Here is a 25589-nt window from a genome sequence, read left to right as displayed (position 1 = left end):
CTTCTCACTTCCCTCTCCTCGGTCCGGGGCGGAGGGAGCCACCGTCGGCGGTGAAGTACTGACGCGCCCTACGGGCCTTCGATGCCGATGACCGTGCCGAACGGGTCGCGCAGCTGGGCGATCCTGCGTCCCGGTTCGATGGTCAGCGGCCCCCGATGGTGCGCGCACCCGGCCGCCAGCAGCCGCTCGCGTACGTGATCGAGGTCCTCCACGCCCCAGTACACGACGGGGCTGCCGCCCCGGGGATTGCGCTCGTCGTCCACGGGGTGGAACCCGAGCTCGACTCCACCGACCACCACCCAGGCGTAGACGGCCCCGCCTTGACCGACGTCCTTCTCCACGGGTACGCCGAGGAGCTCGCCCCACCAACGGGCCGATGCTTCGGGGTCGACGGCGAAGGTCATCACGGTACGGACGGCGCTGAACAACGGCCTACCTCGTCAGTGCTCTGCGGATCGCTGGGGGCGGAGGATCACTTCGCTGCCGATCGGAGTGAATCCGCAGGCCAGGAAGGCGCGGAGCGATCGGGCGTTGCCGGGGGACACGGCGGCGAAGAGCGGTTCGCCCGCCGGAACGAGCGTGAGGGCGTCTGCGAGGAGCCCGCGTCCGTGGCCCTGGCTGTCGTGGTGCGGAGCGTGCAGTTCGATGCTCAGTTCACGCCGTCCGGCGAGGCCGTCCGCCAGCGTGATCAGCCCCCGTTCGTCGCCGTAGACCTTGATGTCGGTCCTCAGTTCGCGGGCGTGCAGGACGCGTGGGTGATCGTGTGCTTCGTCCCCCAGTTCGGCCAGTCGTGGCGTTCCGCCGGTGCCGCGGGCCGTCAGGGTGGCGTCGGTGACGCCGATCGTCCCCTCGGGGCCTGCGAGGTGGCGGAGGAAGTCGGGGGCCAGGGAGGCACCGAAGCCGTCTGGCCTCAGGGCGAGCACTTCCGCGGCGCCCAGGGCGGTGGCGATCACCGCGTGTCCCGTGAAGGCGACGGAGGCCTCCAGGCCGTCGAGCAGCGGCGGCAGCACCGTCACGCCGCCGTCGCAGGGCGGGAAATGACCGTTGGCGGCGTCGGTGAAGCAGGCCAGGAGCGGGTGCGGCTCAGCCACGGGTGGCCACCCGGGCGGTGAGGAAGTCCAGCAGAGCGGCGTTGAAGGACTCGGGCTGCTCGGCGCCGGGCAGGTGGCCGGCCTTCTCGATGACGGCCAGAGTCGCGTCGGGTACGAGGCCGCGGATCGCCTCGGCGTCCGCGACCGGGGTGTACGCGTCGTCCGCGCCGACGACGACCAGTACCGGCTTCCGGACCGCCGCCAGCGTGTCCCGGTAGTCGGGGCGTTCGGCCCGCCCGCGCAGGGCTGCCGCCGCGCCGTGGGGGTCCGTGGCGCGCATCATGCCCAGGACGCGCTCGGCGACGTCGGGCATCGCGGTGACGTTGTACCCGGCGAGCATCTTGCCGATCACCTCGCTCGCGTAACCGTCCATGCCCTCGGCGAGGAGCCGGTCGGCCAAGCGGTTGCGGAACTCCTTGCCCTCCTCGGTCTCGGCGGGGGCGGAGGTGTCGGACAGGACCAGGGCCTCCACCCGCTGCGGGTGGAGACGCTGGAACTCCATGCTGATCTGACCGCCCATCGAGACACCACCGACCACGGCCCGCTCGATACCCAGGTGGTCGAGGAGCGCGGCGAGGTCATCGGCGAAGTCGGACAGGAACACCTTTCCCCCGGTGACGCTGCTGTGGCCGTAACCACGCAGATCAGGGGTGATGACCCGGTATCCCGCCTCGGCCAGAGCCCTGCCCTGGGGTGCCCACAGAGTGCGGTTGAACGGATGGCCGTGAACCAACAGGACCGGCAGCCCGGCCGAGGGACCGAAGTCGTCGTAGTGGATCGTGGCTCCACGCACCGCTATCGCGTTCATGGCCGGCACCTTAGCCGCCCTGAGCCAGGCTCGGCGCCGCGCAGCAGCCTGGGATTCAGCACCCCTTTCGCTACTCGCCCGGCCCGCCACCTAATGCGCCTCCGAGCCCGTCGTGACGGCCGGGGGACGCCAGCCGTTGGCCAGCATGTCGAATACTTCCTCCACGGCTGCCCTGCGGTCCTTCTGCCGTTGAGCCAGGACAGGGACCTCCAGAACGAAACGGGCCAGAACCGCACAGGCGAGGTCGTTGTGATCCACGCCGTACTCGTCAGCGATGGCCGCGCTGAGGGTGTCGGTGTGTCGAGTCCACATGCGTTCGGCGTAGGCGCGCAGCGCCGGGGTGGTGTTGACCAGGCGGAAGAACTGTGCCGACTGGGGGTGCGCGGCGATCGGCAGCCAGGTGGAAATCACATGCTCGCGCAGAGCGTCGAGGACGGTCTGGTCCGCACGCCGTCCTCGCACGGCCGCGGCCAGGTGCGCGTCCGTGCTCTCCTCCTGGTCGAACACCAGGGCTTCTTTGCCGGTGAAGTGCTTGAAGACGGTGGCAGTGGAAACGTCCGCCGTTTCGGCAATGTCCTTGATGCTCACATGGTCGTAGCCGTGCTCCAGAAACAGCTGAAGTGCGGCGTCGGCGATCGCCTGCCTGGTGGCGGCCTTCTTGCGCTCGCGGCGGCCGAGAGTGGGCTGAGTCATGCCACCAGACTATCCGAACGTACTATCCGGCAAAACGTTTACACATTCTACTTTTCTCTGTACTCTACTTTTGGATGTTGCGAGGCGACCGTTGTGAGGCGACCGCCATCCTGCGGGTCGCTGCCCTGCGCGGACGAGACGCCGCGCGGTCCGACCGCGGCAACCGATCCGCCGATCGCCCCCACCGTGAGACGTCGAGCCTCACCGCGCTTCGGCTCCGCCGCCACCTCTCCACCCATCCCTCAGCGAAGGACGAACACATGGCTTCCCCCAACCCCGCTCATGCCCGGATCAGCATCGTCGGAGCCGGACCGGGCGGGCTGACCTGCGCCCGCATCCTTCAGCAGCACGGCATAGCGGTCACCGTGTACGACCGCGACGCCGGCCCCGACGCACGCGACCAGGGCGGCACCCTGGACCTGCATGCCGACAACGGCCAGATCGCCCTGCGCGAGGCCGGCCTGCTCGACGAGTTCCTCCGGCTGGCTCGCCCCGAAGGGCAGGAGATGCGCCAGATGGATCCGTCGGGCACGATCACCTCGCATCAGATCCCCGAGGCCGGAGAACTGTTCAAGCCGGAGATCGACCGCGGCCTGCTTCGCGACCTGCTGCTCGACTCCCTTCAGCCCGGCACAGTGCGCTGGGGCCACAGTCTCGATCGCGTCGGCGGACCCGCGAGGGGGCCGCGCCTGCTGCACTTCGCAGACGGCACCACCGTCGAGACCGACCTGGTCATCGGAGCCGACGGCGCCTTCTCCCGCGTACGCCCGGCCATCTCGCCGGCCGTCCCCGAGTACAGCGGGATCAGCTTCCTGGAAGCATGGTTCTCGGACGTCGAAGCCCGCCACCCGGACATCGCCGAACTGGTCGGCCAAGGTGGCGCGCACGCCGCCGATGGTGAGCGCGGTCTCTTCGCCCAGCGCAACAGCAATGACCGCATCCGTGTCTACCTGATCCAGCGCGTCCCGGCCGATTGGATCGTCGCGAGTGGCCTGACGTCCGCGGACACCGGCGCCATCCGCGCCTTGCTCCTGAAGCGTTACGCCCGCTGGTCGCCCCGCATGAACCAGATGATCACCAACAACGAGGGCGCCTATGTGGACCGCCCGATCTTTGCGCTACCCGCGCCGCACCACTGGGAGCACAGTCCGACGGTGACCCTCCTCGGCGACGCCGCCCACCTCATGCCGCCCTTGGGCGTCGGCGTCAACCTCGCCATGCTCGATGCAAGCGACCTCGCGCTGGCTCTGGCAAGTGCGGCGACCGTCGACGACGCCGTCCACACCTACGAGAAGACCATGCTCGCCCGCTCGGCCGAGATGTCCCTGGCCCTCGAAGGCGGCGCGGAACACCTTCTCGCCACCACGTTCCCCGACTTCAGCGACGACGAACCCCCGCGCTGAACCCGATGACCGTGCCGAACGGGTCGCGCAACTGGGCCATCCTGCGCCCCGGTTGGGCGGTCAGCGGCCCACGATGGTGCGCGCACCCGGCCGCCGGCAGCCGCTCACGTACCCGGTCGAGGTCCGCCACACCCCAGTACACGGCGGGGCCGACGTCCTTCTCCACGGGTGCGCCTTACGGGTGATCAAAAGGGATGAGGCCGGGCGGACGACCGGAAGCAGTCAGGAACCGCACTGATGCAGCACACGTCTCCCACCTCATGACCTCCGACGAGCACCAAGAGCACGCGAGCGCCACCCGGCCCACCTCGTCGTCCGCGGTGACTGTGGATCCACCGAAGGTCAACGACTACAACGGCTTCGCCGAGGCGTACACGGCCGAGAACGAAACCAACCTCCTCAATGCCACTACGAGCGGCCCGCGATGCTGACCCTCGCCGGCGAGGTGTCCGGCCGGCGCATCCTCGACGCCGGCTGCGGCTCCGGCCCCTTGTCCGAGGCGCTGCGCGAGCGCGGCGCCGTTGTGAGCGGCTTCGACGCGAGTGCCGGGATGCTGGAGCTGGCCCGGCGACGACTCGGCGACAGCGCGGACCTTCAGGTGGCGGACCTGGGTGGCCCGCTCCCCTATTCCGATGACACGTTCGACGATGTGGTCGCCTCACTGGTGCTGCACTACTTGGAGGACTGGGGTCCGGCACTGGCCGAGCTGCGTCGCGTACTCAAGCCCGGCGGACGACTGATCGCATCCGTCGACCACCCCTTCGCCATCAACCTCATGCACCGCCAGGCCGGCCGGGAGGCCGAGTACAACTACTTCGACACCACGAACTGGTCCGAAGAGTGGACCATGGCCGGCCGCACCGCGCTCATGAGCATCTGGCACAGACCGCTGCATGCGATGACCGAGGCGTTCACGGAGGCCGGTTTCCGGATCACGGTCATCAGCGAGCCGGAACCCGATCCAGCCGCCCGCAAGCTGTTCCCCGAAGCCATCGCGGCCCGGCCGCGCTTCCTGTGCTTCCTGTTCTTCGTCCTGCAGGCGGAGTGACACCCGGATACGCCCACAAGAAGCGGGCGGCGGCCCCTCTCCGGCTCAGAGGGGCCGCCCTTCTCGGGTCCGGATCAGCGATCAGCTGCTGAGATCGGTGGTGAAGGCGGTCCATGCCGCCTCCGAGACGTTCAGGCCGGGGATGGCGATGTCCTTGGAGTCGCGGACGCGAACCGTGGCATCGGCGGTGGCAAGGGCGACCTCGACGCAAGCACCACCGGAGTCGTTGCTGTACGAGGACTTGAACCAGGCGGGCTCGGCGGACATGGCGGGGTTCATGGCATGTGTATTGATGGCTATTTCCACTCTCGCGCTAGTTGTTGCAGATATCCGGCTGTGCGTGCCGGAGGCAGGGCGCTGTCGCGCATGGCATCGAAGCGGCGGATGTTCCGCTGCACGTCGAACCGCTCGTCGGTGACACTGATCGTGTTCCACATGTCGACCTGGACCACGGGATCGAGTGCGCCCGCGAAGTCGAGCAGGATGAAGTTGCTCTCGGAGCGGTAGGTGACCACGTCGTGCGTCAGGATCTGGATCGTGACGTTGTCCAGCTCCCCGAGTTCCGCGATCTCCTTGTACTGGCCGAGCATGACTTCCTGGCTCCCGACCATCCGTCGGACAGCCGTCTCGTCCATGATGACGCGAAGCTCCAGAGGGTCTTCGGAGCGGTTGATCAGCGGGTTGAGACAAGAAGCCCGACCACCCGGTTACCAGCCCTTCGCGACCATGTCGTCCTACCGGCTCGGGAACGGTTCGGCCTCGGCCACAGAACGGAAGCTCAGATATGAGTTGACTGGGCACCGGCATGCGGAGGTACCTGAGCCGTTCGGCCCCCGGGCCGGACGGCGGAACCCGGCAACATCACCAGCCACTCCTGCTGCTGCTTGTCCGTCACGGTCCGGGCCACCCGAGACTCAGAGCCGCTGATGCCCCCTACGGCCCGTACGGGCTCACCGGCCCGCACGCGAAGCAGCCGCAACCAGGGCAGCCCGGGGGCCAGACCGGCCCGAGGGCAGCAGCGAAGCCGCGGCGTGTCGGTGCTTGATCGTGGATGTTCTGAGCGGTATCACGCGCGCGCACGCTCTATAGAGAAGAGTCGGGCGTTTTCGCAGGTCAGAGCGTTGGAAGCAAAAAGATATGTCAGCCCTGGACTGACATATCTCGGGCTGGACGTCAGCTGTTCCTGACCCATCGACAGCGTTTCGTGGCACTATTGCCACGGAACTCCAGGAGGTGTGTCAGCGGCCAGTCAGGCATGGAGCTGATTTCCGAACCACTTTCGTGTCATCACTGCTGGGTTTTTGTGTCAGAAGCGCCACGAATCTCTTAGAGTCCTGACGTCACGTTGACCAAGGAAGGCAGCGACCCCATGAGTTCAGGGCCCCTGGACAACAGCTCGGCGCCAAAGCTGCCCGGTATGCCGTCCCCGCGCCGACGCCGCCCGAAGCCTCCGCCTACCGCATACAACCGAACCTTGGGTTCCACGATCGACTTACCGGCCGGGCATGCCGCCCAGGTCTACCCGATCGGGGCCAGTACCGGCTTCATCGGCGAGGCGTTCTCCATGGACAGTCTGGAGTTCATGCGCTGGGCCGCTGTGCACTACGACAGCGACCGATTCGTGCTCGTGGTCCTGTTCACCCTCATGGGATCTCAGAAGCCAGGAGGACTGATCGAGGCAACCCACGAGGACGTTGCCAACGTCCTCGGGTACAGCCGCCCCCATATCAGCCGAGCCTTCGGGGTCCTGGAAGACGACGGGGCGATCCGACGGCTTCAGCGGGGCTGCTACCAACTGAACCCCGCCGCTTCGCTCAGGGGAGGCCTCAGGGAGCCGCGCGAGGGCGAGAAGAAGCGCTCCAAGGCAGGTATGGGCGACAGGGTGGAGCAACTCGACCTGCTGCGCGAGATCATGGATGATCCGGACATCCCCGGCGCGTTCCGGGCGATGGCCGCTCCCGGCGCGAAACTTGAGGCGCGCAAGGGATCGGACAGGGAAAGGAAGGCCACGTCATGATGCCCGCTGCCGAGGAATGGGTTCCGCGTCGCAACGTGCTGTGGGGCAGCTTCAACGGTCTCGCCTACGTGCCCCGGCTCCCTCCCACCGCGTACACCCTGCTCCTGCACATGATGACCGAGCAGGAACCCGGCGGACTCGTGGCTGCCACGCACGAAGAGTTCGCAGTCGGCCTCGCCATGGAGCGCGGCATGATCAGCCGCGCCATGCCGCACCTCGTCGCCGCCCGCCTCGTCACCGTCATCCGCCGTGGACGGTTCCAACTCCACCCGATGATCGCCGCGTTCAACGACCCCCGCGAACAACAACGCGCCATCAAGGCCACGCCGGACGACATGCGACTGGACCTGGGCGACTTCGAGGACGAATACGAACGCCGCTTCCAGCTCCACCTGGACGAGAAGGCTCGCAAAGCCGAAGCCAGAGCCAAGGGAAACGTCACGCCCATCAATAGGCGAAGCCACCTCAAGCCCGTCGACTGACATCGGCCACGCGGCCGTTCGCGCGCTGGTTCATGACGAGACGGAGCGCGGGACGAGCTTCACGAGGAGTCGTGATGAAACTCGGAGTTCCTGTGCGACGCCAACTCGTCAGGTGAAGCGTCGGTCACATGTGGCTGATTCCCAATCGTCGTCGTCAAGCAGTCGAAGTGTGGTGCGGGAGGACGAGCTCGTGATCAGGGACGTGTGCCGTGGTGGTCCTCCGTGCCAAGGCCGAGAGCGGTTCGGGCATCAGCCAGACGCTCCTTGGACTCGGCTATCCACTCCTCGCGCATGTCGAGCGGCACGGAGACGACGATCTGGGTGCCGCTGCCGTCATGGACTTCGACCACGTAGGGGTCGTCGGCAATGAATCGGAGGTAGGCAGTGCGGCCGGATCGGGGCCAGTCCGCCGTGAACGGCTCGTCAAGGTCGGCCTCCTGTTCGGCTTCCTCGATAGCGTCCAGAAGCCGACCCCAGTCTGAGAGGTCATCGGAGTCGAACCCGAGATAGACGGTTCCGTTCACGAAGCCGCTTGTGACGACGGCTTCCGCGTCGTAGTACCGGACGCCCAGGCTTTCGAGGGTGGGCTCGGTAGAGCGCAAGCGAACGGCGACGCTCTGGCAAGGGTCGGCCAACCGGATCAGCTCAATCGCATCGGGCTGTATGTTCGTGTCCATGGGCGGGAACCTACGGCAGACGCTCAGCAACGACTCCGACGGGTGTGTGTTCCGCGTCCGCTGACAAACACGTGATTGTCATGCCGCGGCTGGTATCGGTTGCGGCGGCTGGGCTATCCATTGGCGTTGGTCGTGGATGAGTGCCCACAGAACGTCGAGACGACGGCGGGCGAGCGCGAGAATCGCCTGCTTGTGGCTCGTGCCCTCGGCTCGTTTGCGGTCGTAGAAGGTCTTGGACATAAGACAGAAGCGGGCAGCGATCTGGGCCGAGAGATAGAAGACGCGCAGGAGGTGGCGGTGGTAGCGGTGTGGTCGGCGCATGTTGCCGCTAACGCGACCGGATTCCCGTGGAACCGGAGCGAGACCGGCGACGCCAGCGAGCCGGCCCGCGCTGCCGAAGGCGTCCATGTCACCCCCAGTGCAGGCGATGAACTCCGCCCCCAGCAACGGGCCCATGCAGGGCATGCTGAAGGAGCGCTTCACCTGACGGCCATGGCGGGGAGGGGGCGCCAGTCGGCGGGGACGTCGCGCATGATCAGGGCGCAGTCCAGGGTTGCGGTCCCTGGTGGGAAGCGGTCCGGGTCGTCGAAGAAGGATGACGCGGCGGAGCGAACCCGGCCGGCTTCCACGTGCCAGGCGTCGGTGTGCAGTTCCATGCCGTCCAGGTGGCGGCCGGAGCGGGTGGCCGAGTAGCCCTTGGCCCCGTCTTGGAAGAAGCGGGAGGCCTCGGCGAGATCGGCGAAGAGTTCGCTGCCTCGCAGCTCGCGGGACGGCTCGACGGTGACGTCCACCCGGGTGTCGCCGTCCCCCGTCGCGAAGGCGACACGTATCTGGCCGGGTGTCTCACGCACCTCGAAACCGGCGTGGCCGTGTTGGCCGGGGAAGATACGGCCTCCGGCCCAGACGTTGAGCCGCGAGGCGGTGTCGCGACGCGGGATGTAGACGCCGGTCTCGACGCCGTCCGGCCCGTCCCATTCGACGGCGATCCGGTGCGCCGCGTTCTCGCTGCGCAGCCCGAGTGCCTTGGGGACCCGGACCGGCCGGACGCTTCCCAGCCGCAGGAGGCAGATGCCTGCGACCGCGTGGCCGTGCACCAGTTGCGGGCGCAGCGGCGGGGGAAGCAGGCGTGCCGCAGTGTCCGGGTCGACTCGGTAGTTCACCAGAAGCCGTCGTTCAACGACGCTGGAAAGGCGTGGTTGTCTCATGATCCCTCGCTCTGCGCCCCGGGGCGGCGCCATGTGGTGTGGCGCAGGACGATCTGCTCGGGGCAGACGGCGCTGAGAAACCGGCCGATGCTCGTGGCCAGGCGGTCCTCGGCCAGGGTGTAGAGGATCCGGTTGCCTTCCCGGCGCTCGGTGACCAGTCCGGCTCCTTTGAGCACGCCGAGATGCCGTGAAATGGACGGCGCGCTGATCGCGAACCGGCTCGCGATCTCCCCCGCCGCGAGCTCACCACCTCTGAGGTCTTCCAGGATCTGGCGCCTCGTGGGATCGGCGAGAGCACGGAAGGCCCCCGCCTCATCCTGAGCTTCTGTCATGTTAGGTGTTTAGCATATGAGCTAAGTACCTAACAATGGTTCGGACGGTCTGTGCCGGCATCGCCGCAGCGGTCGCCGACCTCTTCTCGCAGCGCTCCGCTCGCCGAGTCTGTCGCTCACGGTCACAGCACCCATCCCGGCACCCAGGCCCCCTCCGCCCCGTACTCCCCCGTCGCCGCCAGGTACGCCCGCAGCGCCCCCAGCCCCGGGTGCGGGTTGTCGCGGTGCCAGAGGAGGGAGTGGGGGTAGACCGGGGTCGGGGCCGTGACGGGGATGCGGCGGAGGTCGTGGTCCGTGGGCCAGATGAGGCGGGAGTGCTTGCCCATGAAGGTGGCCAGGGACGGGGTGTCGGCGATGGTGTCGAGCAGGGCGTCCGAGCCGAAGTTGGGGCCCGTCGCCTCGATGGTGAGGCCGAAGTCGGCGACCAGGTCGTCGTAGTAGGCGCCCCACTCCGTACCGGGGGCGATGCCGGGCATCCAGATGCGGTGGCCGGTGAGGTCGGTAAGGGTGACCGCGCGGGCGTCCGCCAGGGCGTGGGCGGGGCCGGTGAGGAGTTCGAGGGGTTCGTCCAGGACTCGGGCGGACTCGATGTCGTCGGGGAGGGGGCGGCCGGGGGCCGTCACCGCGCGGAACGTCGCGTCGAGTTCTCCGGAGCGGAGGGCGGCCACCGCCGTTTCCATGCTGACCAGCATCATCACGTCCAGGGCGACCTCGGGGTGCGCGCCGTGGAAGCCGCGCATCGCGCTCGACTGCGCCGTGCGTGAGGCGATCACGTCGACGCGGAGCGCACGGCTGCCGGGGCGTACGGACGCGCTCGCGCGCTCGGCGGCGCGCAGGAGTTCGCGGGCGTGCGGCAGGAACGCCCGGCCGTCGATGGTGAGCTCGGCGCCGCGCGGGGCGCGGGTGAACAGCCGGACGCCGAGGGTCTGCTCCAGCGCGGCGATCCGCTTGGAGACGGCCTGCTGGGTGACCGACAGGTCGGCGGCGGCCTTGAGGAACCCGCCCGCTTCCGTGACGGCGACGAAGGTGCGTACTGCTTGGAGGTCCACGTCGGCCCACCTTAGGGAACGTTGCGCGCAGACGGCGCCCGGGAGGGGAGCGCCACAGGGTGGCGCTCCCCTCCCGGGCGCCGGCGAGGGCGGGACCCGTCGTCATGCGGCCGTCGTGAGGGACTTCCCGGTGTCGGCGGCGGAGGCCGGTGCCGCCGCGGACGCCCGCTTCGCCGCTCGGCGGCCGTACACGTTGTTGGCGATCACGGCCGCGAGGGTCAGCGCGACACCGGCGAGTTCTGCGGTCGTGGGCCGGTGGCCGCGTACCGCTTCGATGGCGAAGGCCGTGATCGGGACCAGGTTGATGAACAGGACGCCGTTCGCGGGGCCGAGGGTGCGGGTCGCGTGGTTGAAGGCGAGGATCGCGACGGCGGTGGCGGGGATGGCCATGTACAGGATCTGCCACCAGTCGGCCGCGTAGTCGGCGGCGGACGGGGTGGGGATCCAGTCCGCGGCGCCGGCGGTGAGGGTGACGACCGCGATGGTGACGGTGCCCAGGACGCTGGTGAGGGCGGTGTAGCGCAGGACGGAGAAGGCCGGGAAGGCGGCGGCGCCCGTGGTGTAGACGACCCAGCCGATCACTCCGGCCAGGATGAGGAGGCCGCCGGCGCCGATGCCGCCGGTGAGGACGACGAGCGGGTTGCCGTTGCCCAGGACCATGGCGACGCCGGTCAGGGCGAGCAGGACCAGGCCGAGGGTGATACCGGTAGGGCGCTTCCCAGTGCGGGCCCACATCACGATGACGGTGATGGCGGGCATCGCGGCCATGATCAGCGAGGCCGTGGAAGCCGGGGTGGACTGGAGGCCCACGTACGTGAGGAGGTTGAAGGCCGCGAAGCCGAGCGAGCCGAGCCCCCAGAGCTTGAAAAGCCTGCCTTCCGTACGCAGCGCCCCGCGGCCCTCGACGGCCAGCAGGGCGATCACGAAGATCGCGGAGCCGAGGGCGAAGCGGGCCAGGGTGAGGTGGAAGGGATCCACGTGGCCGAAGGCGGACTTGGCGACGGCGAACATGCCGCCGAAGGCGAGGGCGGTAACCAGGCCACCGGCGGCTGCGGCAGCGGTCTTCATCTCGGCCATGAGGGTCTCCCAGCGTGCGGAAAGCACGGATTCGTCAGTTCGGGTGTTCGCTTATTGGCGAACACGTCGGCTAACGTATACACAGGATCGAGAGCCGGTCAACCGGTGTTCGCCAACTAGCGAACACACGCCTCACGAACACATCGCGTCCGACCCGGGAGAACAGCACCGTGAAGCCGCTCCAGCACCCCCGCGCCGCAGACATCAACATCTACGCCGTGCTCCACGCACTGGCAGAACCCGCCCGGATGCAGATCGTGCGGACCCTCGTCGAGGCCGGCGGCAAGCCGTGCGGGACCTTCGACATCAACCTGAGCAAGTCAACGCTGTCCGCGCACTTCAAGGTGTTGCGCGAGGCCGGGATCATCCGCCAGGAGACCGCAGCGGGCAACTCCCGCGTCAACACCCTGCGCCACGAGGACCTCGACGCCCGCTTCCCCGGTCTGCTCACCGCCGTCCTCGTCGCGGTCGAGCGGACCGAGGCCGCGCTGCCGCCCCTCTGAGTCCTCCGGCCATTGGGTGCCGTGTCCACCGGGCATGACAACCAATGGTTGTGACCGTTCGGCGCGTCGGTTGTTTGACCTGCCCTTCTCCTGAGCGATTGGCTCTCACCGGACAATTCCGAGTTGTATGGGTGAGGTGTGGTGGGCAGAAGAGCGCTGGGCCGGCCGTTCGGTTGGCTGTGGGCGGCGTACGCGGTGAGCGCGTACGGGTCCGGGCTGGGGTTCGGGGCGTTGCCGCTGCTCGCCGTGCTGGTGCTGGACGCCGGGGCCGCCGAGGTGTCCGCGTTGTCCGCCGTGGGGCCGGCGGTGGGGGTGCTGATCGCGGTGCCGCTCGCACCGTGGGTGGAGTTCCGGCGCAAGCGGCCGGTCATGATCGGGACGGACCTGGTCCGGTTCGCGGCCATGGCGTCGATCCCGGTGGCGTACGCCTTCGGGGTGCTCGGGTTCGTCCAGCTGCTGGTGGTCTCGGCGGTGATCGCAGCGGCGAAGATCGCGTTCGGCGCGGCGAGCGGCGCCTATCTGAAGGCGCTCGTACGGCCGGAGGACCTGCTCGTCGCCAACACCCGCTTCGAGTCCACGAACTGGAGCTCCATCGCGGTCGGCCCACCCCTCGGCGGCGCGGCGATCGGGCTGTTCGGGCCGGTCACGACCGTGGTGGCCGACGCGCTCAGCTATCTGCTCTCCGCGCTCGGCATCACCGCGATCCGGGGCAAGGAGGAGGCGCCACGTCCCAAGGAGGAGCGCCCGCTCGGGGCGGGCGCGCTGCTCGCCGGCTGGCGGCACATCCTGGGGCACCCGGTGCTGCGGGCGCTCTACCTCAACCAGGTCCTCGTCGCCGGTCTGATCATGGCGACCGAACCGCTGCTGGCGGTGCTCCTGCTGCGCAGGCTCGGGTTCCCGCCCTGGCAGTACGCTCTCGCCTTCGCCGCCCCGTGTCTCGGCGGGCTCATCGGCTCGCGGCTGGCCCGCCGGGTCGTCGCCCGCTACGGCCGCGACCGGGTCTTCCGGACCGTGGGCACCCTGCGTGCGGTCTGGCTGATCGGGCTGGTGTTCGTACGGCCGGGTGTCGTCGGGCTCGTCACGGTGATGGCCGTCGAGCTGGCGATCATCGTCAACATGAGTCTGTACGGGCCGGTGCTCTCCACGTACCGCCTCGAACACACCCCGAAGCACCTCGTCGCGCGTACGCTCACGGCCTGGTCGATCGGGCAGCAGGCGTCGATCGCCGTCCTCACCGCGCTCGCCGGGCTGCTCGCCGACGTCACCGGTCCGCGCACGGCGCTCGCGGTGGCGGGGGTGCTCATCCTGGCCACGCCGCTGCTGCTGCCCGGGCGACGGGACCGCGCGCCCCGGCAGGAACCGGAGGCGGCCCCCAGCCGCTCATGAGGAGCGGGAGGCGGGCCGGAATTCCAGCAGCCGGCCGACCAGCCCGTCGACGTACTCCGGGCCGAGCGGGCCCATACCGAACAGGACGCGGATGTACATCGGGGCCAGGACGTGGTCCAGCACCTCCAACGCGTCGGGTGCGTCCTCGCCGCGTTCGCCGGCGCGGTCGAGCATCGACTGCAACTGCCGGGTGCGGTCGGCGCGGAGGCTCTCCTGCGCCCGCACGCCCTGCTCCCCCGTGCCGGACAGGGCGACGGCGAGGTGCAGCAGCACCGGGCCGTCGGGTCCGGTGATCTCGCGGGCCACCTGGGCCGCGTACGTACGCAGGTCGCCGGCCAGGCTTCCGGTGTCGGGCATCGGCGACCGTACGTTCAGCCGGTTCAGCACCACGTCGCTGAGCAGCGCCTCCAGGTTGCCCCACCGCCGGTAGATGCTGCTGTCGGCCACGCCCGCGCGGGCCGCCACCTCGCCGACGGTGAAGTTGCCGTAGCCGCGTTCGCCGATCAGTTCGGTGACGGCCTGGTGCACCTGCGCGCCGACGCGGGCACTGCGCCCGCCGGGCCGCCGGGCCCGCTCCTTCTCGTTCATGCCGCCACTCTAACGCAGTTCCCACTTGCGTTTAAGAGGCGACCCGCCTTACAGTCACCAAACGCAGTCACTGGCTGCGTTAAAGCGTCGGGTGTTCCGCCGGGCGCGCATGTCCGTCGATCGAGAGGAATCCCCATGGCGGCTTCATCCGCGGCCGTAGGCAGCCGTTCGCACCGGGCCGTGCTGCTCACGGTGACCTGCCTGGGCCAGTTCATGGTCCTGCTCGACAACACGATCGTCGGAGCGGCGCTGCCCGACATGCAGCACGGGCTTCACATCGAGCTCACCGGTCTGCAGTGGATCGTCGACGCGTACGTCCTGCTCGTCGCGATGCTGCTGCTGTCCGGGGGCGTCTTCGCCGACCGGTTCGGCCGCAAGCGGGTCTACCTGACCGGCGTCGTGGTGTTCACCGCCGCCTCGGCGCTCTGCGCCCTCGCGCCCTCGCTCGGCTGGCTGATCGTGGGCCGGGTGCTCCAAGGTGTCGGAGCCGCCGCGCTGAGTCCGGCCTCGCTCGCCCTGCTCGCCGCCGCGTATCCCGTGCCGCAGGAACGCATGAAGGCGATCGGGCTGTGGGCCGGGCTCAGCGGGATCGGGCTCGCCGCGGGCCCGGTGGCCGGCGGCGCGCTCACGGACGCGTTCGGGTGGCCCGCGATCTTCCTGGTCAACCTGCCGATCGGCGTGATCCTGCTGGTGGCCGGTGCGCGCAGCCTGGACGAGAGCGGCAACCCCAAGGCCCCCGCGATCGACGTCCCGGGGACGGTGCTCTCCGTCCTGGGGGTGGGCACGCTGACCTACGGGATGATCGAGGGCGGTGCCCGCGGCTGGACGTCGCCGCTGATCCTGGGCAGCTTCACGGCCGGGGCGCTCCTCCTCGCGGCCTTCGTCGCCGTCGAGGCGCGCCGCTCCGCGCCGATGCTGCCGCTGCGGCTGTTCCGGGAGCGCCTGTTCACGGTGTCCAACACCGCGATGGTGGTGGTCGGGTTCGCACTCATGGGCTCGTCGTTCTTCTTCTCCCAGTTCTTCGTGTACGTCCAGGGCAGCTCGATCCTGCGCGCCGGTCTCCAGACGCTGCCGATGTCCCTCGCGATGGTGGTCGTCAGCCCGTACGCGGGCCGGCTCGCCGCCCGGTACGGTTTCCGCGTCGTGGTCACCGCAGGGCTGACCCTCGCCGGCCTCGGGTTGCTGGCGCTCGGCGCGGTGCACGCCGACACCGGTTACGGGACCGTGTGGTGGCGGCTGGCCGTCGTCGGCACCGGCTTCGCCCTGACCATGTCCCCGCTGACCGGGGCCGCCATCCAGGCCGTCAGCGCACAGGAGGGCGGCCTCGCCTCGGGCATCAGCAGCACGACCCGGCAGATCGGCGCGGTGCTCGGCGTGGCCCTGCTCGGAGCCGTCGTCCGCACCCGGCAGTCGGGCGGCGCGTCCTTCGAGGCCGGCCTCGACAGCGCCTTCACGGCGGCCGGGGCGGTCACCCTGGCCACGGCCGTGTTCACCGGCCTGTGGCTGGCGAAGTCCCGGCCCGCGGAGGCCGCTGCGGCCCCGGAGGAGGCCGCCGCCTCGCTGGAGGTCTCCGCGCCCGGCCGGAGTTGAGCGCTTCCCCGAGGCGGCGGGCGCCGGTCAGCCCACCAGCGCCTTTTCGAGCAGCGTGAACGACTTCGGCGTACCGCCCGGCTGCGGCTTGCCCTCCTTGCGGCCGACCACCCGATAACCGGCGTCGAGGTAGTACGCGGTCAGGGGCTCGTTGCCGGCCAGGCAGTCCAGGCGTACCAGCGTCCGCCCCGCCTCGGCCACGCAGCGCTCGGCGGCACGCAGGAGCCGGCGTCCCGTGCCGGGCGGGGCGCAGGCGCGGTCCACCATCAGCCGGTGCACGTAACCGGCGGGCACCCGCTGCGGTCCCCAGGCGTCCTCGTCCTGCCACCACAGCTCCCAGGCCCCAACGGCCCGGCCGCCGGCCTCCGCGAGCCACACCTCGCCGGTCTCCATGATCCGGCCGAAGTGGTCCTCGCCCAGCTCACCGGGCTGCCACTGACCGGTGACGCCCAGGGCGTGCAGCCAGCGGGCCGCGTCGTCGCGCAGCCGTACGAGGGAGGCGAGGTCGGCGTCACGGGCGAGGCGGAAGCGCAGGTCGTCGAGGCGCGGGTTCACGTCGTTCACGGCGTGATCTTCGCACGCGTGTACGTGTACGGGGCCGGCCGCGCGGAGAGGCGGGGGCTCGCCGCGCGCCCGGTCACCTCAGGCCGAGCCCTCCCGCGGCTTCGGCGCGATGACGGAGAACGCCCCGCCCTGGGGGTCGGCCAGAACCGCCATGCGGCCGGCGACCATGTCGAAGGCGGGGGCGAGGACCTGGCCCCCGGCACGGACGGCGGCGGCCTGGATGTCGTCCACGCTGTCCACGTTGAAGTACGGCTGCCAGTTCGGCGGGACGCCGGGCGGCATCTTGCTCATGTCCATCATGCCGCCCACCGCCCGCCCGTCGACCTGGAACTCGACGTAGCCGTCGGCGCCCTCCATCTCGGAGCGCGCCGTCGTCACCGGCAGGACGGCCGAGTAGAACGCGGAGGCGGCCGCCAGGTCGGGCGCGGTCAGCTCGCTCCAGATCAGCGCGCCGTGCTCGTTGACGATGGCCGCCCCGTCGAACGTGCCGGGCTGCCAAAGGCCGAAGACGGCGCCCGCCGGGTCGGAGATCACGGCCATCCGGCCGAGGTCCATGACGTCCATCGCGGGCACGACGATCCGGCCGCCCGCGTCGGTGACGGAGGCGACGGTGGCGTCGATGTCGTCCGTCGAGAGGTACGTCGTCCACGCCGTCGGCGGCATGGGGTCCGGCACCGTACCGTCCGGGTTCATCGCCTTCATGATCCCGGCGACCGCCTTTCCCTTCAGCGTGCAGACGGTGTAGCCGCCCTGCTCGGGCGGGCCCACCTCGCCCTGCCAGCCGAAGAGGTCGCAGTAGAAGTCGATGGCGGCCTGCTGGTCGGGGACCATCAGGTCGATCCAGCAGGGGGTGCCTGGCTGATAAGGGCTGTTCACTTCGGGCACGTTTGCCTCCGGGAGGCGCTCGGGGACGGACGGGCCGTCCTTACCCGCACCGTGCGCGAGCGGAATCGGGCCGTACGGGTGATGCGCGAGTGGCCCCGGGAATCAGCCCGCGGTCCCCGGTTACCAGGTGGTGCCGGCGGGCTCCTCGATGGTGGTGTTGATGCGGTTGAAGGAGTTGGTGAGGCTGATCATCAGGATGATCGCGGAGAGCTGTTCCTCGTCGAAGTGGTCCGCGGCCTCGTTCCATACGTCGTCGGGGACGGCCTTGCCGGAGCGGTCGGCGATCCGGGTGACAGCCTCGGTCAGGGCCAGGGCCGCGCGCTCCTCGTCGGAGAAGAACGGCGCCTCGCGCCAGGCGGCCACGGCGTGGAGGCGTTCGTCGCTCTCGCCGTGCTTCTTCGCGCCCGCCACACCGGCGAACACGCAGGCGCTGCAGCCGTTGATCTGGCTGGCCCGCAGATGGACCAGTTCCAGGGTCTGCGGGGAGACACCGCCCTGGCACATGGCCTGGGCCTGACCGCCTGACCGGCCCCCCGTATCCGGCAGGCTGGGCCCATGCCGAAGAACCCGCATGAACCGATGCGCCACCTGTCGGACGGCCCGCCGGCCATCCGGGTGCCGACGGGGCTCGTCGTCCTCGTCGGCCCACCGGCGTCGGGCAAGACCAGCTTCGTCCGGGCCCTGATCGCGCGCCGGCAGATCGAGGCGGAGGCCGTGGTGTCCAGCGACGAGATCCGCGCGGAGCTCTTCGGCAGCTCACCCGCGGAGGCGGAGTCCGACGCGGCGGACGCGCGGATCTTCGAGGAGCGCGACCGCAGGATCGTCGCCAGGCTCGCCGCCGGGCACAGCGCGATCGCCGAGTCGACCAACGTGACACCGCAGGCACGCGCACGCCTCATCGCCCTCGCCAGGCGCTTCGACGCCCCGGTGACCATGCTGCGCTTCGATCCCGATGTCACCGGCCTCCTCCAGCAGTACGCCGAGAGAGGCCGCACGGACCTCACCGCCACGGACGTCCGTGCCTACGCCGCCCTCATGGCCCGGGACGCCGGCGCCGAGCAGCTCCGCTCCGAGGGCGCGACCGCCGTCCACGACGTCCCCGGCCGGCACCGGGCAACCACGCCCGCGGAGGCCGCCGCGCACTTCTGCTTCGCGTGACAGCTCTCAGTACCAGGGCCGCGCGTCCGCCGTGGGCAGCGGCCGCAGTCCCGGCCAGCGTTCGAGGAGGCGGGTCGCCAGGGCGGAGCCGAGGCGGCCGAGCGCGTGCAGGTGGTCGTGGCCGCGGGTCAGGCCGGCGACCACACCCAGGCGGTGGACGAGGCGTTCGCGGGCGGAGACGTAGCCCCACTCGAAGTCCTCGACGGGTACCCGGGCGAGCTGGTCCGCCGTGCCCCGGTGGGCGCGTTCGACGAGGGCGTCGCCCTGGATCAGCCAGCCCGCGCACGCGTCGGCCAGGTCGCCCGGGACGTCCGTGCCGGTGACGTCGCGCCAGGTAGTCCGGTAGACGGCCTCGACCTCGGTGAGCGGGGCCGCGGTGACCGAGAGGGCGCACCAGCAGGTGGGGAAGCCGATGCGGAAGTAGGCGAGCTCCATCAGGCCGTTGCCGAGCGAGGCCCGCTCGAAGTCGACGAAGCGGACGCCGTCGGCGGTGCGCAGGTCGTTGCCGGGGCAGGGGTCGCCGTGCAGCAGCGCGTGGTGGCCGGTGGGGTCGAGGCGTTGGAGGAGACCGGCGAGTTCGTCCGGGACAGCGGCCGGTACGGGCACGTCGAGCGCGGCGGCCAGGGCGAGGAAGGACTCCGCATCGGCGGCCGTCGGGCCCGTCCAGGCCGGGAGGGCGCCCGCGTCGCCGGGCCCGGTCAGGGCGTGCAGCCGGGCGAGCGCGTCGGCGTACCCGGGCATCCAGTCGTCGGTCCGGCCGAGGTCGTCCACGTACTCCAGGACCAGCACCCGCGCGGCCGGGTCCGCGGCGAGCAGCGCGGGGGCCACGGAGCCGCGGCCCGCCAGGCGCAGTCCGGCGAGCTCCCGCGCGAAGCGGGCGTCCGCGTCGGCGCCGGCGTCCCCGTCGTCGGTGATCTGCTTGACGATCACCGGCCGCCCGTCGGCCCGCCGCACCCGCCAGACCCGTGACCGGGGGCTGCTGTCCAGGGGTTCGGCCTCGGCGGGGACACCGCCCACGGCGGAGAGCAGTATGTCGGTCGACGGGAGCGTGTGCGGCATGGGGAGGAGCCTACGACCTGCTCAGCGGCTCCGGGCCCGCTCGACGAGCACCGCGACCCCGTCCAGTAGGCGTTCGAGGCCGAAGGAGAAGAGCATGTCGAGTTCGAGGTCGAACCCCTCGTCGCCGAAGAGCGTGGACAGGGTCGGGAAGGAGCTGGTGATCTGGATCGTCTCCATCCGGGTCTCGTGGGTGGCCAGCCACTCCTCGGGCGTCATCCCGGTCTCCTGCCACGCCTGGGACTCCAGCTCGACGGCCGCCGCGATGCCCTGCGCGTAACCGAGGAGAGCCAGGTGTACGTGGATCATCTGGGTCGGCGTCAGGCCCAGGCCCTTCAGGGCGCTGAGGACCCGTTCGGTGTAGCGCATCGCGTGCGTCGAGGCCGTCGGGCGGGTGAGGGCGGACAGGACTCGCGCCATCCACGGGTGGCGCACGTACAGGCTCCACAGCCACCGCACCTCCCGCTCCAGCCGTGCCCGCCAGCCTGGCGCGCACGGCCCGGACGGAGCGCCCTCGAACACCGCCTCCGACATCAGCCGTACGAGTTCGCCCTTGTTCGGGACGTGGCGGTAGAGCGCCATCGTGGAGACCCCGAAGTCGGTGGCGATCCGGCGCATGGAGAGCGCGGGGAGTCCTTCGACGTCGGCGAGGGCGATCGCGGCGTGCACGATGCGGTCCCGGGTGAGGCCGTGCTGCGGGGCCGCGGGCCGGGTGCGCCCGGACTCGGCGACGACGGTGCCGACGCCGGGGACGGCGCGTACCAGGCCCTCCTGGTTCAGGGCGGCGAGCGCCTTCGTCGCGGTCGCCATGGCGACGCCCCACTCCTGCGTGATGCGCCGGGTGGAGGGGACGCGGTCCCCGGGGGCGAGCTCGCCGGCGGCGATGCGGCGGCGGATCTCCCCGGCGATGCGGAGGTAGGGCGGTTCCTTGGGCACGGCCGTACTGTACTAGTGCGCTGGGGAGCCAACGGGCCCCTGGACAAGGGCTGAACCCCGGTGCACTAGGCAGCCGCTTGCGGTGTACGCGGGCGCATCGCTTCCCTGCCGGTCATGGAAACCAACACATCCCGCCCCCGCGCGGGGCGCAAGGAATGGACCGCCCTCGGCGTCCTGATGCTGCCGCTGGCCCTCGTCTCGATGGACGTCTCCGTCCTGTACTTCGCGATTCCGTACATCAGCCAGGACCTGGAGCCCAGCGCCACCCAGCAGTTGTGGGTCCTCGACATGTACGGCTTCGTGCTCGCCGGGCTGCTCATCCCGATGGGTGCACTCGGTGACCGCCTCGGGCGGCGCAAGCTGGTGCTCGTGGGAGCGGCCCTCTTCGCGGTGGCCTCGGCGGCTGCCGCGTACGCGCACACGGCCGAACTACTCATCGCCGTGCGGGCGTTGCTCGGTGTGGGCGGCGCCGCGCTGATGCCGTCGACCCTCGGCGTGATCCGCAACCTCTTCCACGACGCCCGGCAGCGCGGCCGGGCGGTGGGCCTGTGGACCGCCGTGATGACGACGGGCATCTCGCTCGGGCCGGTCGTCAGCGGTCTGCTGCTGGAGCACTTCTGGTGGGGATCGGTGTTCCTGATCAACGTGCCCGCGATGGCGCTGCTGCTCGTCCTCGTGCCGTTCCTGGTGCCGGAGTCCCGGGCGGCGAGGAGCGCGCGCTTCGACCTGCTGAGCGCGGTGCTGTCCCTGGGGGCGCTCCTCCTGGTCATCTACGGCATCAAGGAGTGGGCCCGGCACGGTTACGAGCCGCTGCCCGCGCTCGCCGTCGGTGCGGGGCTGGTGCTCGGTGCCGTGTTCGTACAGCGGCAGAGGCGCGTCCCGCATCCGATGATCGACCTCGGCCTGCTCGGCCGGCGGGCCTTCGGCGGGCCGGTGCTCGCGAATCTGCTCGCGATGTTCGCCACGGTCGGGATGGCCGTCTTCGTCACCCAGTACCTGCAGTCGGTCCTCGGCCTGAGCCCGTTCCGCGCCGCGCTGTGGAGCCTGGTGCCGTCCGCCGGAGTGGCGGTCGCCGTCCCGGCCGGAGCGGCACTCGCGCGGCGTGCCGACCGGGCGTACGTGATGGGAGGCGGGTTCCTCGTCTCCGCCTGCGGGTTCCTCTGGCTGTCCCAGGTCCGGACGGACTCGGCTCTGTGGTTCGTCCTCGCCGGCGCCTCCGTGTACGCGGGCGGCCTGGTGGCCTCGATGACGCTGGCCAACGAACTCGCCCTGGGCGCGGCCCCGCCGGAGCGCGCGGGGTCGGCGGCGGCCGTGCTGGAGTCGGGCCAGGAGCTGGGCGGCGCGCTGGGCATGGCGATCCTGGGGTCCGTCGGGGCCGCCGCCTACAGCCGGGACATGACCGGCGCGTTGCCCTCCGGCGTACCGCAGGCCGACGCCGTACGCGAGACGCTGGGCGGTGCCACGGCCGTGGCGGCACACCTGCCACGCGCGTCGGCCGACGCCGTGCTGGCGGCGGCGCGCGACGCCTTCACGCACGGGATGAGCATCGCGGCCGTCGGCGCGTCCGCCGTCATGGCCGGGGCGGGCCTGCTGTCCCTCACGTGGCTGCGGGGCGCGGGGAGGACGGCGGACGCGGGCGCGGAGCGGGAGCCGGCCACGGCGGCGTAGCGCCGGTGCGCGGTCGGTGGAGGTAGAACAACTCCGGGTCGTCCTCGTCGAGGCCGTGGAGCAGTCCTGCCGGGCTCCAGCCGGCCCGCTGGAGGAGGCGTTGCATCGGCTGGTTGGACACGTTGGTCGACGTGAACAGCTTGGGAGTGGTGCACGAGGCGGCCACGGCGTCCAGCAGCCGGTGCCCCACGCCCTGGCCGCGGGCCTCCGGGGCGACCATCAGCATGGTGACGAAGCCCTGCTCGAAGAACGCGTACTCGAGCACGCAGTACGCGAGCGACCCGGTCGCGCCCTGCGCCACGTACGCCAGCCCCTGCTCGCACCACTTCACGATGCTCGCGCGCCGCCCGGCGTCTCCCCCGGCCGCGACCGGGTCGATCTCCACGAGGGCGCCCGCTTCCGTGGGGAGCGCCCGGCGCACCACGATCCCGCTGTTCGAAGTGCGCGGCGAGTCCGTGCCGCGCGACCGGGAGCGGGCGATCCGTGACGCGCCCACGGCCCACGGGCCATGGGCGCGCTCCGAGCAACTCACCGGGGTGCGTTACGCGATGCCCACGCATCCGCACTCACCCGAACGGGCGTAAACGCAAGTTCGACGCCTGTGACATAGACCGTTCGGCGACGGGCCGTCAATGGGTTTCGCCTGCACTGCCGTTCGGCATATGCCACGGCTGATACGGAACCCATGGCTAGGATCTTTGTCCAGACAGCAGAACGACCCCCGATGCTTGGCGGCAGGGGGTCGTTCTTCAATCCGATGCCCCGAGACTATCCGTTCCGGCGCCTTGTGGCGAGCCGACAGGTCGCGCGAGGGGCGGAACGGGAGTGCTCGCATGCCCAGAACTCACGACGATCGGTCCACGGATCGTCGCTCGCGTCGGCCGGTCGTGTCCCCTGAGGCAGAGAAGGGCGAGTACGCCTTCGACCCGGGCGCAGCGATCATTCACCACGAAGAACCCGGAAGCTTCTCCATGACCCCGCTCTGGGTCATCGTGCGCTGCCGGAACGAGGTTTGGCTCTACGACTTCCTGCGTGCGCGGTACGGAGGGCTACACACCGCCTTCCCCGGCATCCAGAAGGTCGCCGACGAGATGGGCGTCTCCCGCAGGACCGTGGAGGCCACGCTGGCCAGGCTCCAGGCCGCAGGCGCGGTGGAGGTCGTCAACCGGTACCGGGAGGACGGCGGCCAGACCTCCAACGAGTACCGCACGTACTTCACGCCTCCGGAGGAACGTGGAGCATCCCGGAACTGAGACGTCCCCAGCACGAGGGCCCCCGGCGCACTGTCGCCGGGGGCCCTCGTGCTGCGCGGTCGAACCCGGCATTCGCGGTTCCTTTGGCCCGCAGGGGGGTGCGCAGGATTCTGCGCACCCCCCTGCGCAGGATTCTGCGCACCCCCCTGCGCAGGATTCTGCGCACCCCCTGCGCAGAATCCTGCGCACCCCCTGCGCAGAATCCTGCGCACCCCCTGCGCAGAATCCTGCGCACTATATAGATAGAAGTTAAGTAGATAGAAGAGAGCCAAAGAGACGTGAAAAAAGAGAAAATCGTGTTTCACGCTCATCGACTGCCGGGGGCTAACCTCGATCTTTCTTGACGGGCTGCCGACGGAGTCGGTGGCCCGTTTTTGTGCTGTGAGCTGAGGGTGGGCAGGCTGAGGGCCCGAGTGTCGTCTCGGGGTGGCGCCGGGTTCCACTGCTCCGGTTGGTGAAGGGCTGTCGTGGGGACGGGTGAGTTCGCTGGTCAGCCGGGGTTCGGCAGGAGTGCGAGCCGTTCGAGTGCGGCGGTGATGTGGCCGGTCCAGGGCCAGTGCCGGGCCAGGCGGAGGATCCGCCGGCGGCCGGTGGTGACGAGTTGTCCGGCCGCGGAGAACAGGCGGAACCGCAGACGGCGGGGCTCCCAGAGCCGGGCTGTTCCGGTGAGGGCGAGCATGGGCATCCAGGCCAGCAGGTCGAGAGCAATCTGGACGATCTCGAGCCAGACCTTGTTCTGGGCTGTGGTGTGCAGGGGCAGGTTGCGCAGGCCGGTGGCCCGGGCGGCCCGGATCCTGTCCTCTGCCCGGGCCCGAAGCCGGTGACGGAGCTCGAGTTCGGCGATCGGCCGGCCGGCGGTGTTGGTCGCGAAGCACGTGATCCGCATCCCGTCCGCGTCCGTGATCCTCAACTGGGCACCGGGGTGCGGCCGTTCTCTTCGGACGATCAGCCGCATCCCCTTCGGCCAGCCGTCCAGCAGCTTGCCGGTGAGCTCGGCGACCCAGGCCCCGTCACGGACCTCACCATTGGTCTCGACGGCCGCCGTCCAGGCCGAGGCGGGGACCTTCAGCACGTGCTCGTGGACCTGCTCGGTGACCGTCATGCCGACCGAGTAGGACAGCCATCGCCCTCGCCGGGCGAGCCAGGACACGAAGTCGTGAGTGCCGCCCGCGGAGTCCGTGCGGATCAGCGTCTGCCGCCCTCGCCGGTAGCGCTTGGGCAGCTGGGCCAAGGCGAGCTGGGCGGTGGTGATGTGGTCGGCTGCTGTGTTGGAGCCCGCGTTCCCCGGCCTGAGGAGGGCGGCCACGGGCTCACCGGTTCCTCCCGGTCCGTGGTCCACGAAGGCCGTCAAAGGGTGATGGCCGTAGGTCTTCTTCCAGGTCGCGGCCGCGTCCTGTTTGTCGGAATGCGCGACCACGAGGACACCGTCAAGATCGACGACGACCTGGCCGTCGGTGTCCGGGGCGTTCTCACCGGCCAACGACCAGACACGGTGACGGACTTCGGAGCGTGCGGACCGGATCGCCTGCAACGCCTTCTCGTCGGAGGCGGCGAGGGTGCCGATCAGGCGGGAGACGGTCGGGTCGGAGGCGACCGGACCGAAAACGGCCGGCTCGCACCGCAGCAATGCGACGTCCGCGAGGCAGTCCCCGCCCAGTGCGACCGCCAAGGCCACGTCCAGGAGGACCTTGCCGGGATCGTGGACGGCCCGCGGCTTGCGCCACGGCGCCAGAGCTGCCGATATGGCCTGGTCAAGACCGGTCTTGCGGACCGTTTCCACGAGCAGGACCGACCCGGCCTGGGAGACGACCTGGCGACCGCCGTCCTGGACGCGGACACGGGGATAGGACCCGATAGAGTGCTTCACCTGGGAAGTGCCTCCGGCGGTGGCAGGAACAAGGACCTCGACAATCCTCATTCTTGCTGGTCAGAGGCACTTTCTGCTTTCCTGCCCGCCTGCCGGACACCCCGCTTCATGAAAGCGCGAGGCTAACGCCGCCCCCGGCCACCCCGCGCCAGCGCCTTGGATGCGCTGGACCATCCCCAGGTCAACGATCTGCGCTTCGCGCACCACTCCAGGCCCTGGGGGCCTTCCGTTGATCGTTGCCCCTTGAGACAAG

General features: G+C 70.2%; 29 protein-coding genes and 2 pseudogenes. 10 read left to right on the top strand and 21 right to left on the bottom strand.

The window, feature by feature from the left end:
• Positions 1 to 68: 68 nt before the first annotated feature.
• The 4 genes from OG242_RS32320 to OG242_RS32305 form a co-directional block, all read right to left on the bottom strand.
• On the bottom strand, positions 69 to 428 hold the full coding sequence (locus OG242_RS32320; RefSeq protein WP_405901796.1) for a VOC family protein: 360 nt from the start codon (positions 426 to 428) through the stop codon (positions 69 to 71).
• A 12-nt stretch (positions 429 to 440) separates the two neighbouring features.
• Complete coding sequence (locus tag OG242_RS32315; RefSeq protein WP_331738924.1) at positions 441 to 1091, bottom strand: hypothetical protein; 651 nt, start codon at positions 1089 to 1091, stop codon at positions 441 to 443.
• Positions 1084 to 1899, bottom strand: a complete 816-nt coding sequence (locus tag OG242_RS32310) for an alpha/beta fold hydrolase (protein ID WP_331738921.1) — start codon at positions 1897 to 1899, stop codon at positions 1084 to 1086. Before OG242_RS32310 ends, OG242_RS32315 begins: the two co-directional genes overlap by 8 nt.
• A gap of 90 nt (positions 1900 to 1989) precedes the next feature.
• Entirely contained in the window at positions 1990 to 2592 is a 603-nt protein-coding gene (locus OG242_RS32305; protein ID WP_331738919.1) for a TetR/AcrR family transcriptional regulator, read from the bottom strand.
• A gap of 260 nt (positions 2593 to 2852) precedes the next feature.
• Between OG242_RS32305 and OG242_RS32300 the strand changes: the two genes are divergently transcribed.
• Positions 2853 to 3995, top strand: coding sequence for an NAD(P)/FAD-dependent oxidoreductase (locus OG242_RS32300; protein WP_331739143.1), 1143 nt, complete (start codon positions 2853 to 2855; stop codon positions 3993 to 3995).
• Here the strand turns inward: OG242_RS32300 and OG242_RS32295 are convergent.
• Entirely contained in the window at positions 3970 to 4161 is a 192-nt protein-coding gene (locus OG242_RS32295; RefSeq protein WP_331738916.1) for a hypothetical protein, read from the bottom strand. The genes OG242_RS32300 and OG242_RS32295 overlap by 26 nt on opposite strands.
• Before the next feature lie 94 nt (positions 4162 to 4255).
• Between OG242_RS32295 and OG242_RS32290 the strand changes: the two are divergent.
• A pseudogene (locus tag OG242_RS32290) lies at positions 4256 to 5043 on the top strand (class I SAM-dependent methyltransferase).
• Positions 5044 to 5124: 81 nt separating this feature from the next.
• Here the strand turns inward: OG242_RS32290 and OG242_RS32285 are convergent.
• Together OG242_RS32285 and OG242_RS32280 are read right to left on the bottom strand one after the other, a co-directional pair.
• Positions 5125 to 5322, bottom strand: coding sequence for a DUF397 domain-containing protein (locus tag OG242_RS32285; protein ID WP_405901795.1), 198 nt, complete (start codon positions 5320 to 5322; stop codon positions 5125 to 5127).
• A 17-nt stretch (positions 5323 to 5339) separates the two neighbouring features.
• Positions 5340 to 5696, bottom strand: coding sequence for a Scr1 family TA system antitoxin-like transcriptional regulator (locus tag OG242_RS32280; RefSeq protein ID WP_405901804.1), 357 nt, complete (start codon positions 5694 to 5696; stop codon positions 5340 to 5342).
• Between the two features lie 821 nt (positions 5697 to 6517).
• On the opposite strand from OG242_RS32280, the gene OG242_RS32275 reads away from it, so the two are divergent.
• Together OG242_RS32275 and OG242_RS32270 are read left to right on the top strand one after the other, a co-directional pair.
• The gene (locus OG242_RS32275) at positions 6518 to 7060 is read left to right on the top strand and encodes a helix-turn-helix domain-containing protein (protein WP_331738915.1); all 543 of its coding nucleotides are present in this window, start codon (positions 6518 to 6520) and stop codon (positions 7058 to 7060) included.
• Positions 7057 to 7542 (top strand): hypothetical protein, encoded by a 486-nt coding sequence (locus OG242_RS32270; protein ID WP_331738914.1) that lies wholly within the window; start codon positions 7057 to 7059, stop codon positions 7540 to 7542. The genes OG242_RS32275 and OG242_RS32270 overlap by 4 nt, the downstream gene beginning before the upstream one ends.
• A 194-nt stretch (positions 7543 to 7736) precedes the next feature.
• Here OG242_RS32270 and OG242_RS32265 read toward each other — a convergent pair whose 3' ends face one another.
• The 6 genes and pseudogenes from OG242_RS32265 to OG242_RS32240 form a co-directional block, all read right to left on the bottom strand.
• Entirely contained in the window at positions 7737 to 8219 is a 483-nt protein-coding gene (locus OG242_RS32265; protein WP_331738913.1) for a DUF5959 family protein, read from the bottom strand.
• Between the two features lie 78 nt (positions 8220 to 8297).
• Positions 8298 to 8687 (bottom strand): annotated as a pseudogene (locus OG242_RS32260) (transposase); the annotation flags it as partial.
• Between the two features lie 11 nt (positions 8688 to 8698).
• The gene (locus OG242_RS32255; protein WP_331738911.1) at positions 8699 to 9424 is read right to left on the bottom strand and encodes a DUF2071 domain-containing protein; all 726 of its coding nucleotides are present in this window, start codon (positions 9422 to 9424) and stop codon (positions 8699 to 8701) included.
• A complete protein-coding gene (locus OG242_RS32250) occupies positions 9421 to 9756 on the bottom strand; it encodes a metalloregulator ArsR/SmtB family transcription factor (protein ID WP_331738909.1) in 336 nt (111 codons plus the stop codon). Before OG242_RS32250 ends, OG242_RS32255 begins: the two co-directional genes overlap by 4 nt.
• Before the next feature lie 122 nt (positions 9757 to 9878).
• Positions 9879 to 10805 carry a LysR family transcriptional regulator gene (locus OG242_RS32245; RefSeq protein WP_331738907.1) on the bottom strand — a complete coding sequence of 309 codons (927 nt, stop codon included), beginning with the start codon at positions 10803 to 10805 and terminating at the stop codon, positions 9879 to 9881.
• A 102-nt stretch (positions 10806 to 10907) separates the two neighbouring features.
• On the bottom strand, positions 10908 to 11882 hold the full coding sequence (locus OG242_RS32240) for a DMT family transporter (protein WP_405901794.1): 975 nt from the start codon (positions 11880 to 11882) through the stop codon (positions 10908 to 10910).
• Positions 11883 to 12052: 170 nt separating this feature from the next.
• Between OG242_RS32240 and OG242_RS32235 the strand changes: the two genes are divergently transcribed.
• Both OG242_RS32235 and OG242_RS32230 read left to right on the top strand, forming a co-directional pair.
• Positions 12053 to 12385, top strand: coding sequence for a helix-turn-helix domain-containing protein (locus OG242_RS32235; RefSeq protein WP_331738903.1), 333 nt, complete (start codon positions 12053 to 12055; stop codon positions 12383 to 12385).
• Positions 12386 to 12523: 138 nt separating this feature from the next.
• Positions 12524 to 13771 carry an MFS transporter gene (locus OG242_RS32230; protein WP_331738901.1) on the top strand — a complete coding sequence of 416 codons (1248 nt, stop codon included), beginning with the start codon at positions 12524 to 12526 and terminating at the stop codon, positions 13769 to 13771.
• On the opposite strand, the gene OG242_RS32225 is transcribed toward OG242_RS32230, so the two are convergent.
• Positions 13766 to 14359: a TetR/AcrR family transcriptional regulator gene (locus tag OG242_RS32225; protein WP_331738899.1), complete on the bottom strand. Its 594-nt coding sequence runs from the start codon at positions 14357 to 14359 to the stop codon at positions 13766 to 13768. The two genes, OG242_RS32230 and OG242_RS32225, sit on opposite strands and share 6 nt — an antisense overlap.
• Before the next feature lie 135 nt (positions 14360 to 14494).
• On the opposite strand from OG242_RS32225, the gene OG242_RS32220 reads away from it, so the two are divergent.
• Positions 14495 to 15949 (top strand): MFS transporter, encoded by a 1455-nt coding sequence (locus tag OG242_RS32220; RefSeq protein ID WP_331738897.1) that lies wholly within the window; start codon positions 14495 to 14497, stop codon positions 15947 to 15949.
• Between the two features lie 27 nt (positions 15950 to 15976).
• On the opposite strand, the gene OG242_RS32215 is transcribed toward OG242_RS32220, so the two are convergent.
• From OG242_RS32215 to OG242_RS32205, 3 genes are all read right to left on the bottom strand, one after another.
• Positions 15977 to 16513 (bottom strand): GNAT family N-acetyltransferase, encoded by a 537-nt coding sequence (locus tag OG242_RS32215; RefSeq protein WP_331738895.1) that lies wholly within the window; start codon positions 16511 to 16513, stop codon positions 15977 to 15979.
• Positions 16514 to 16591: 78 nt separating this feature from the next.
• A complete protein-coding gene (locus tag OG242_RS32210) occupies positions 16592 to 17389 on the bottom strand; it encodes a VOC family protein (RefSeq protein WP_331739136.1) in 798 nt (265 codons plus the stop codon).
• Positions 17390 to 17518: 129 nt separating this feature from the next.
• Positions 17519 to 17971, bottom strand: coding sequence for a carboxymuconolactone decarboxylase family protein (locus OG242_RS32205; protein WP_331738893.1), 453 nt, complete (start codon positions 17969 to 17971; stop codon positions 17519 to 17521).
• On the opposite strand from OG242_RS32205, the gene OG242_RS32200 reads away from it, so the two are divergent.
• Positions 17954 to 18556 (top strand): ATP-binding protein, encoded by a 603-nt coding sequence (locus OG242_RS32200; protein WP_331738891.1) that lies wholly within the window; start codon positions 17954 to 17956, stop codon positions 18554 to 18556. The genes OG242_RS32205 and OG242_RS32200 overlap by 18 nt on opposite strands.
• 6 nt (positions 18557 to 18562) lie before the next feature.
• Here OG242_RS32200 and OG242_RS32195 read toward each other — a convergent pair whose 3' ends face one another.
• On the bottom strand, positions 18563 to 19615 hold the full coding sequence (locus tag OG242_RS32195) for a phosphotransferase (protein ID WP_331738889.1): 1053 nt from the start codon (positions 19613 to 19615) through the stop codon (positions 18563 to 18565).
• Between the two features lie 21 nt (positions 19616 to 19636).
• Positions 19637 to 20548 (bottom strand): TetR/AcrR family transcriptional regulator C-terminal domain-containing protein, encoded by a 912-nt coding sequence (locus OG242_RS32190; protein ID WP_331738887.1) that lies wholly within the window; start codon positions 20546 to 20548, stop codon positions 19637 to 19639.
• Positions 20549 to 20662: 114 nt separating this feature from the next.
• Here OG242_RS32190 and OG242_RS32185 point away from each other — a divergent pair, with 114 nt between their 5' ends.
• Entirely contained in the window at positions 20663 to 22216 is a 1554-nt protein-coding gene (locus OG242_RS32185) for an MFS transporter (RefSeq protein ID WP_331738885.1), read from the top strand.
• Here OG242_RS32185 and OG242_RS32180 read toward each other — a convergent pair.
• Positions 22146 to 22712 (bottom strand): GNAT family N-acetyltransferase, encoded by a 567-nt coding sequence (locus OG242_RS32180; protein ID WP_405901793.1) that lies wholly within the window; start codon positions 22710 to 22712, stop codon positions 22146 to 22148. The genes OG242_RS32185 and OG242_RS32180 overlap by 71 nt on opposite strands.
• Before the next feature lie 391 nt (positions 22713 to 23103).
• Here OG242_RS32180 and OG242_RS32175 point away from each other — a divergent pair, with 391 nt between their 5' ends.
• On the top strand, positions 23104 to 23469 hold the full coding sequence (locus OG242_RS32175; protein WP_331738881.1) for a hypothetical protein: 366 nt from the start codon (positions 23104 to 23106) through the stop codon (positions 23467 to 23469).
• Between the two features lie 490 nt (positions 23470 to 23959).
• On the opposite strand, the gene OG242_RS32170 is transcribed toward OG242_RS32175, so the two are convergent.
• Positions 23960 to 25336 carry an IS1380 family transposase gene (locus tag OG242_RS32170; protein ID WP_331739134.1) on the bottom strand — a complete coding sequence of 459 codons (1377 nt, stop codon included), beginning with the start codon at positions 25334 to 25336 and terminating at the stop codon, positions 23960 to 23962.
• Between the last annotated feature and the right edge of the window lie 253 nt (positions 25337 to 25589).

It is taken from the genome of Streptomyces sp. NBC_00727 (assembly GCF_045161745.1).
Classification (GTDB): Bacteria; Actinomycetota; Actinomycetes; order Streptomycetales; family Streptomycetaceae; genus Streptomyces.
The sequence above is the reverse complement of the archived record's forward strand: the minus strand, read 5'-3'. Positions and strand labels throughout refer to the sequence as shown.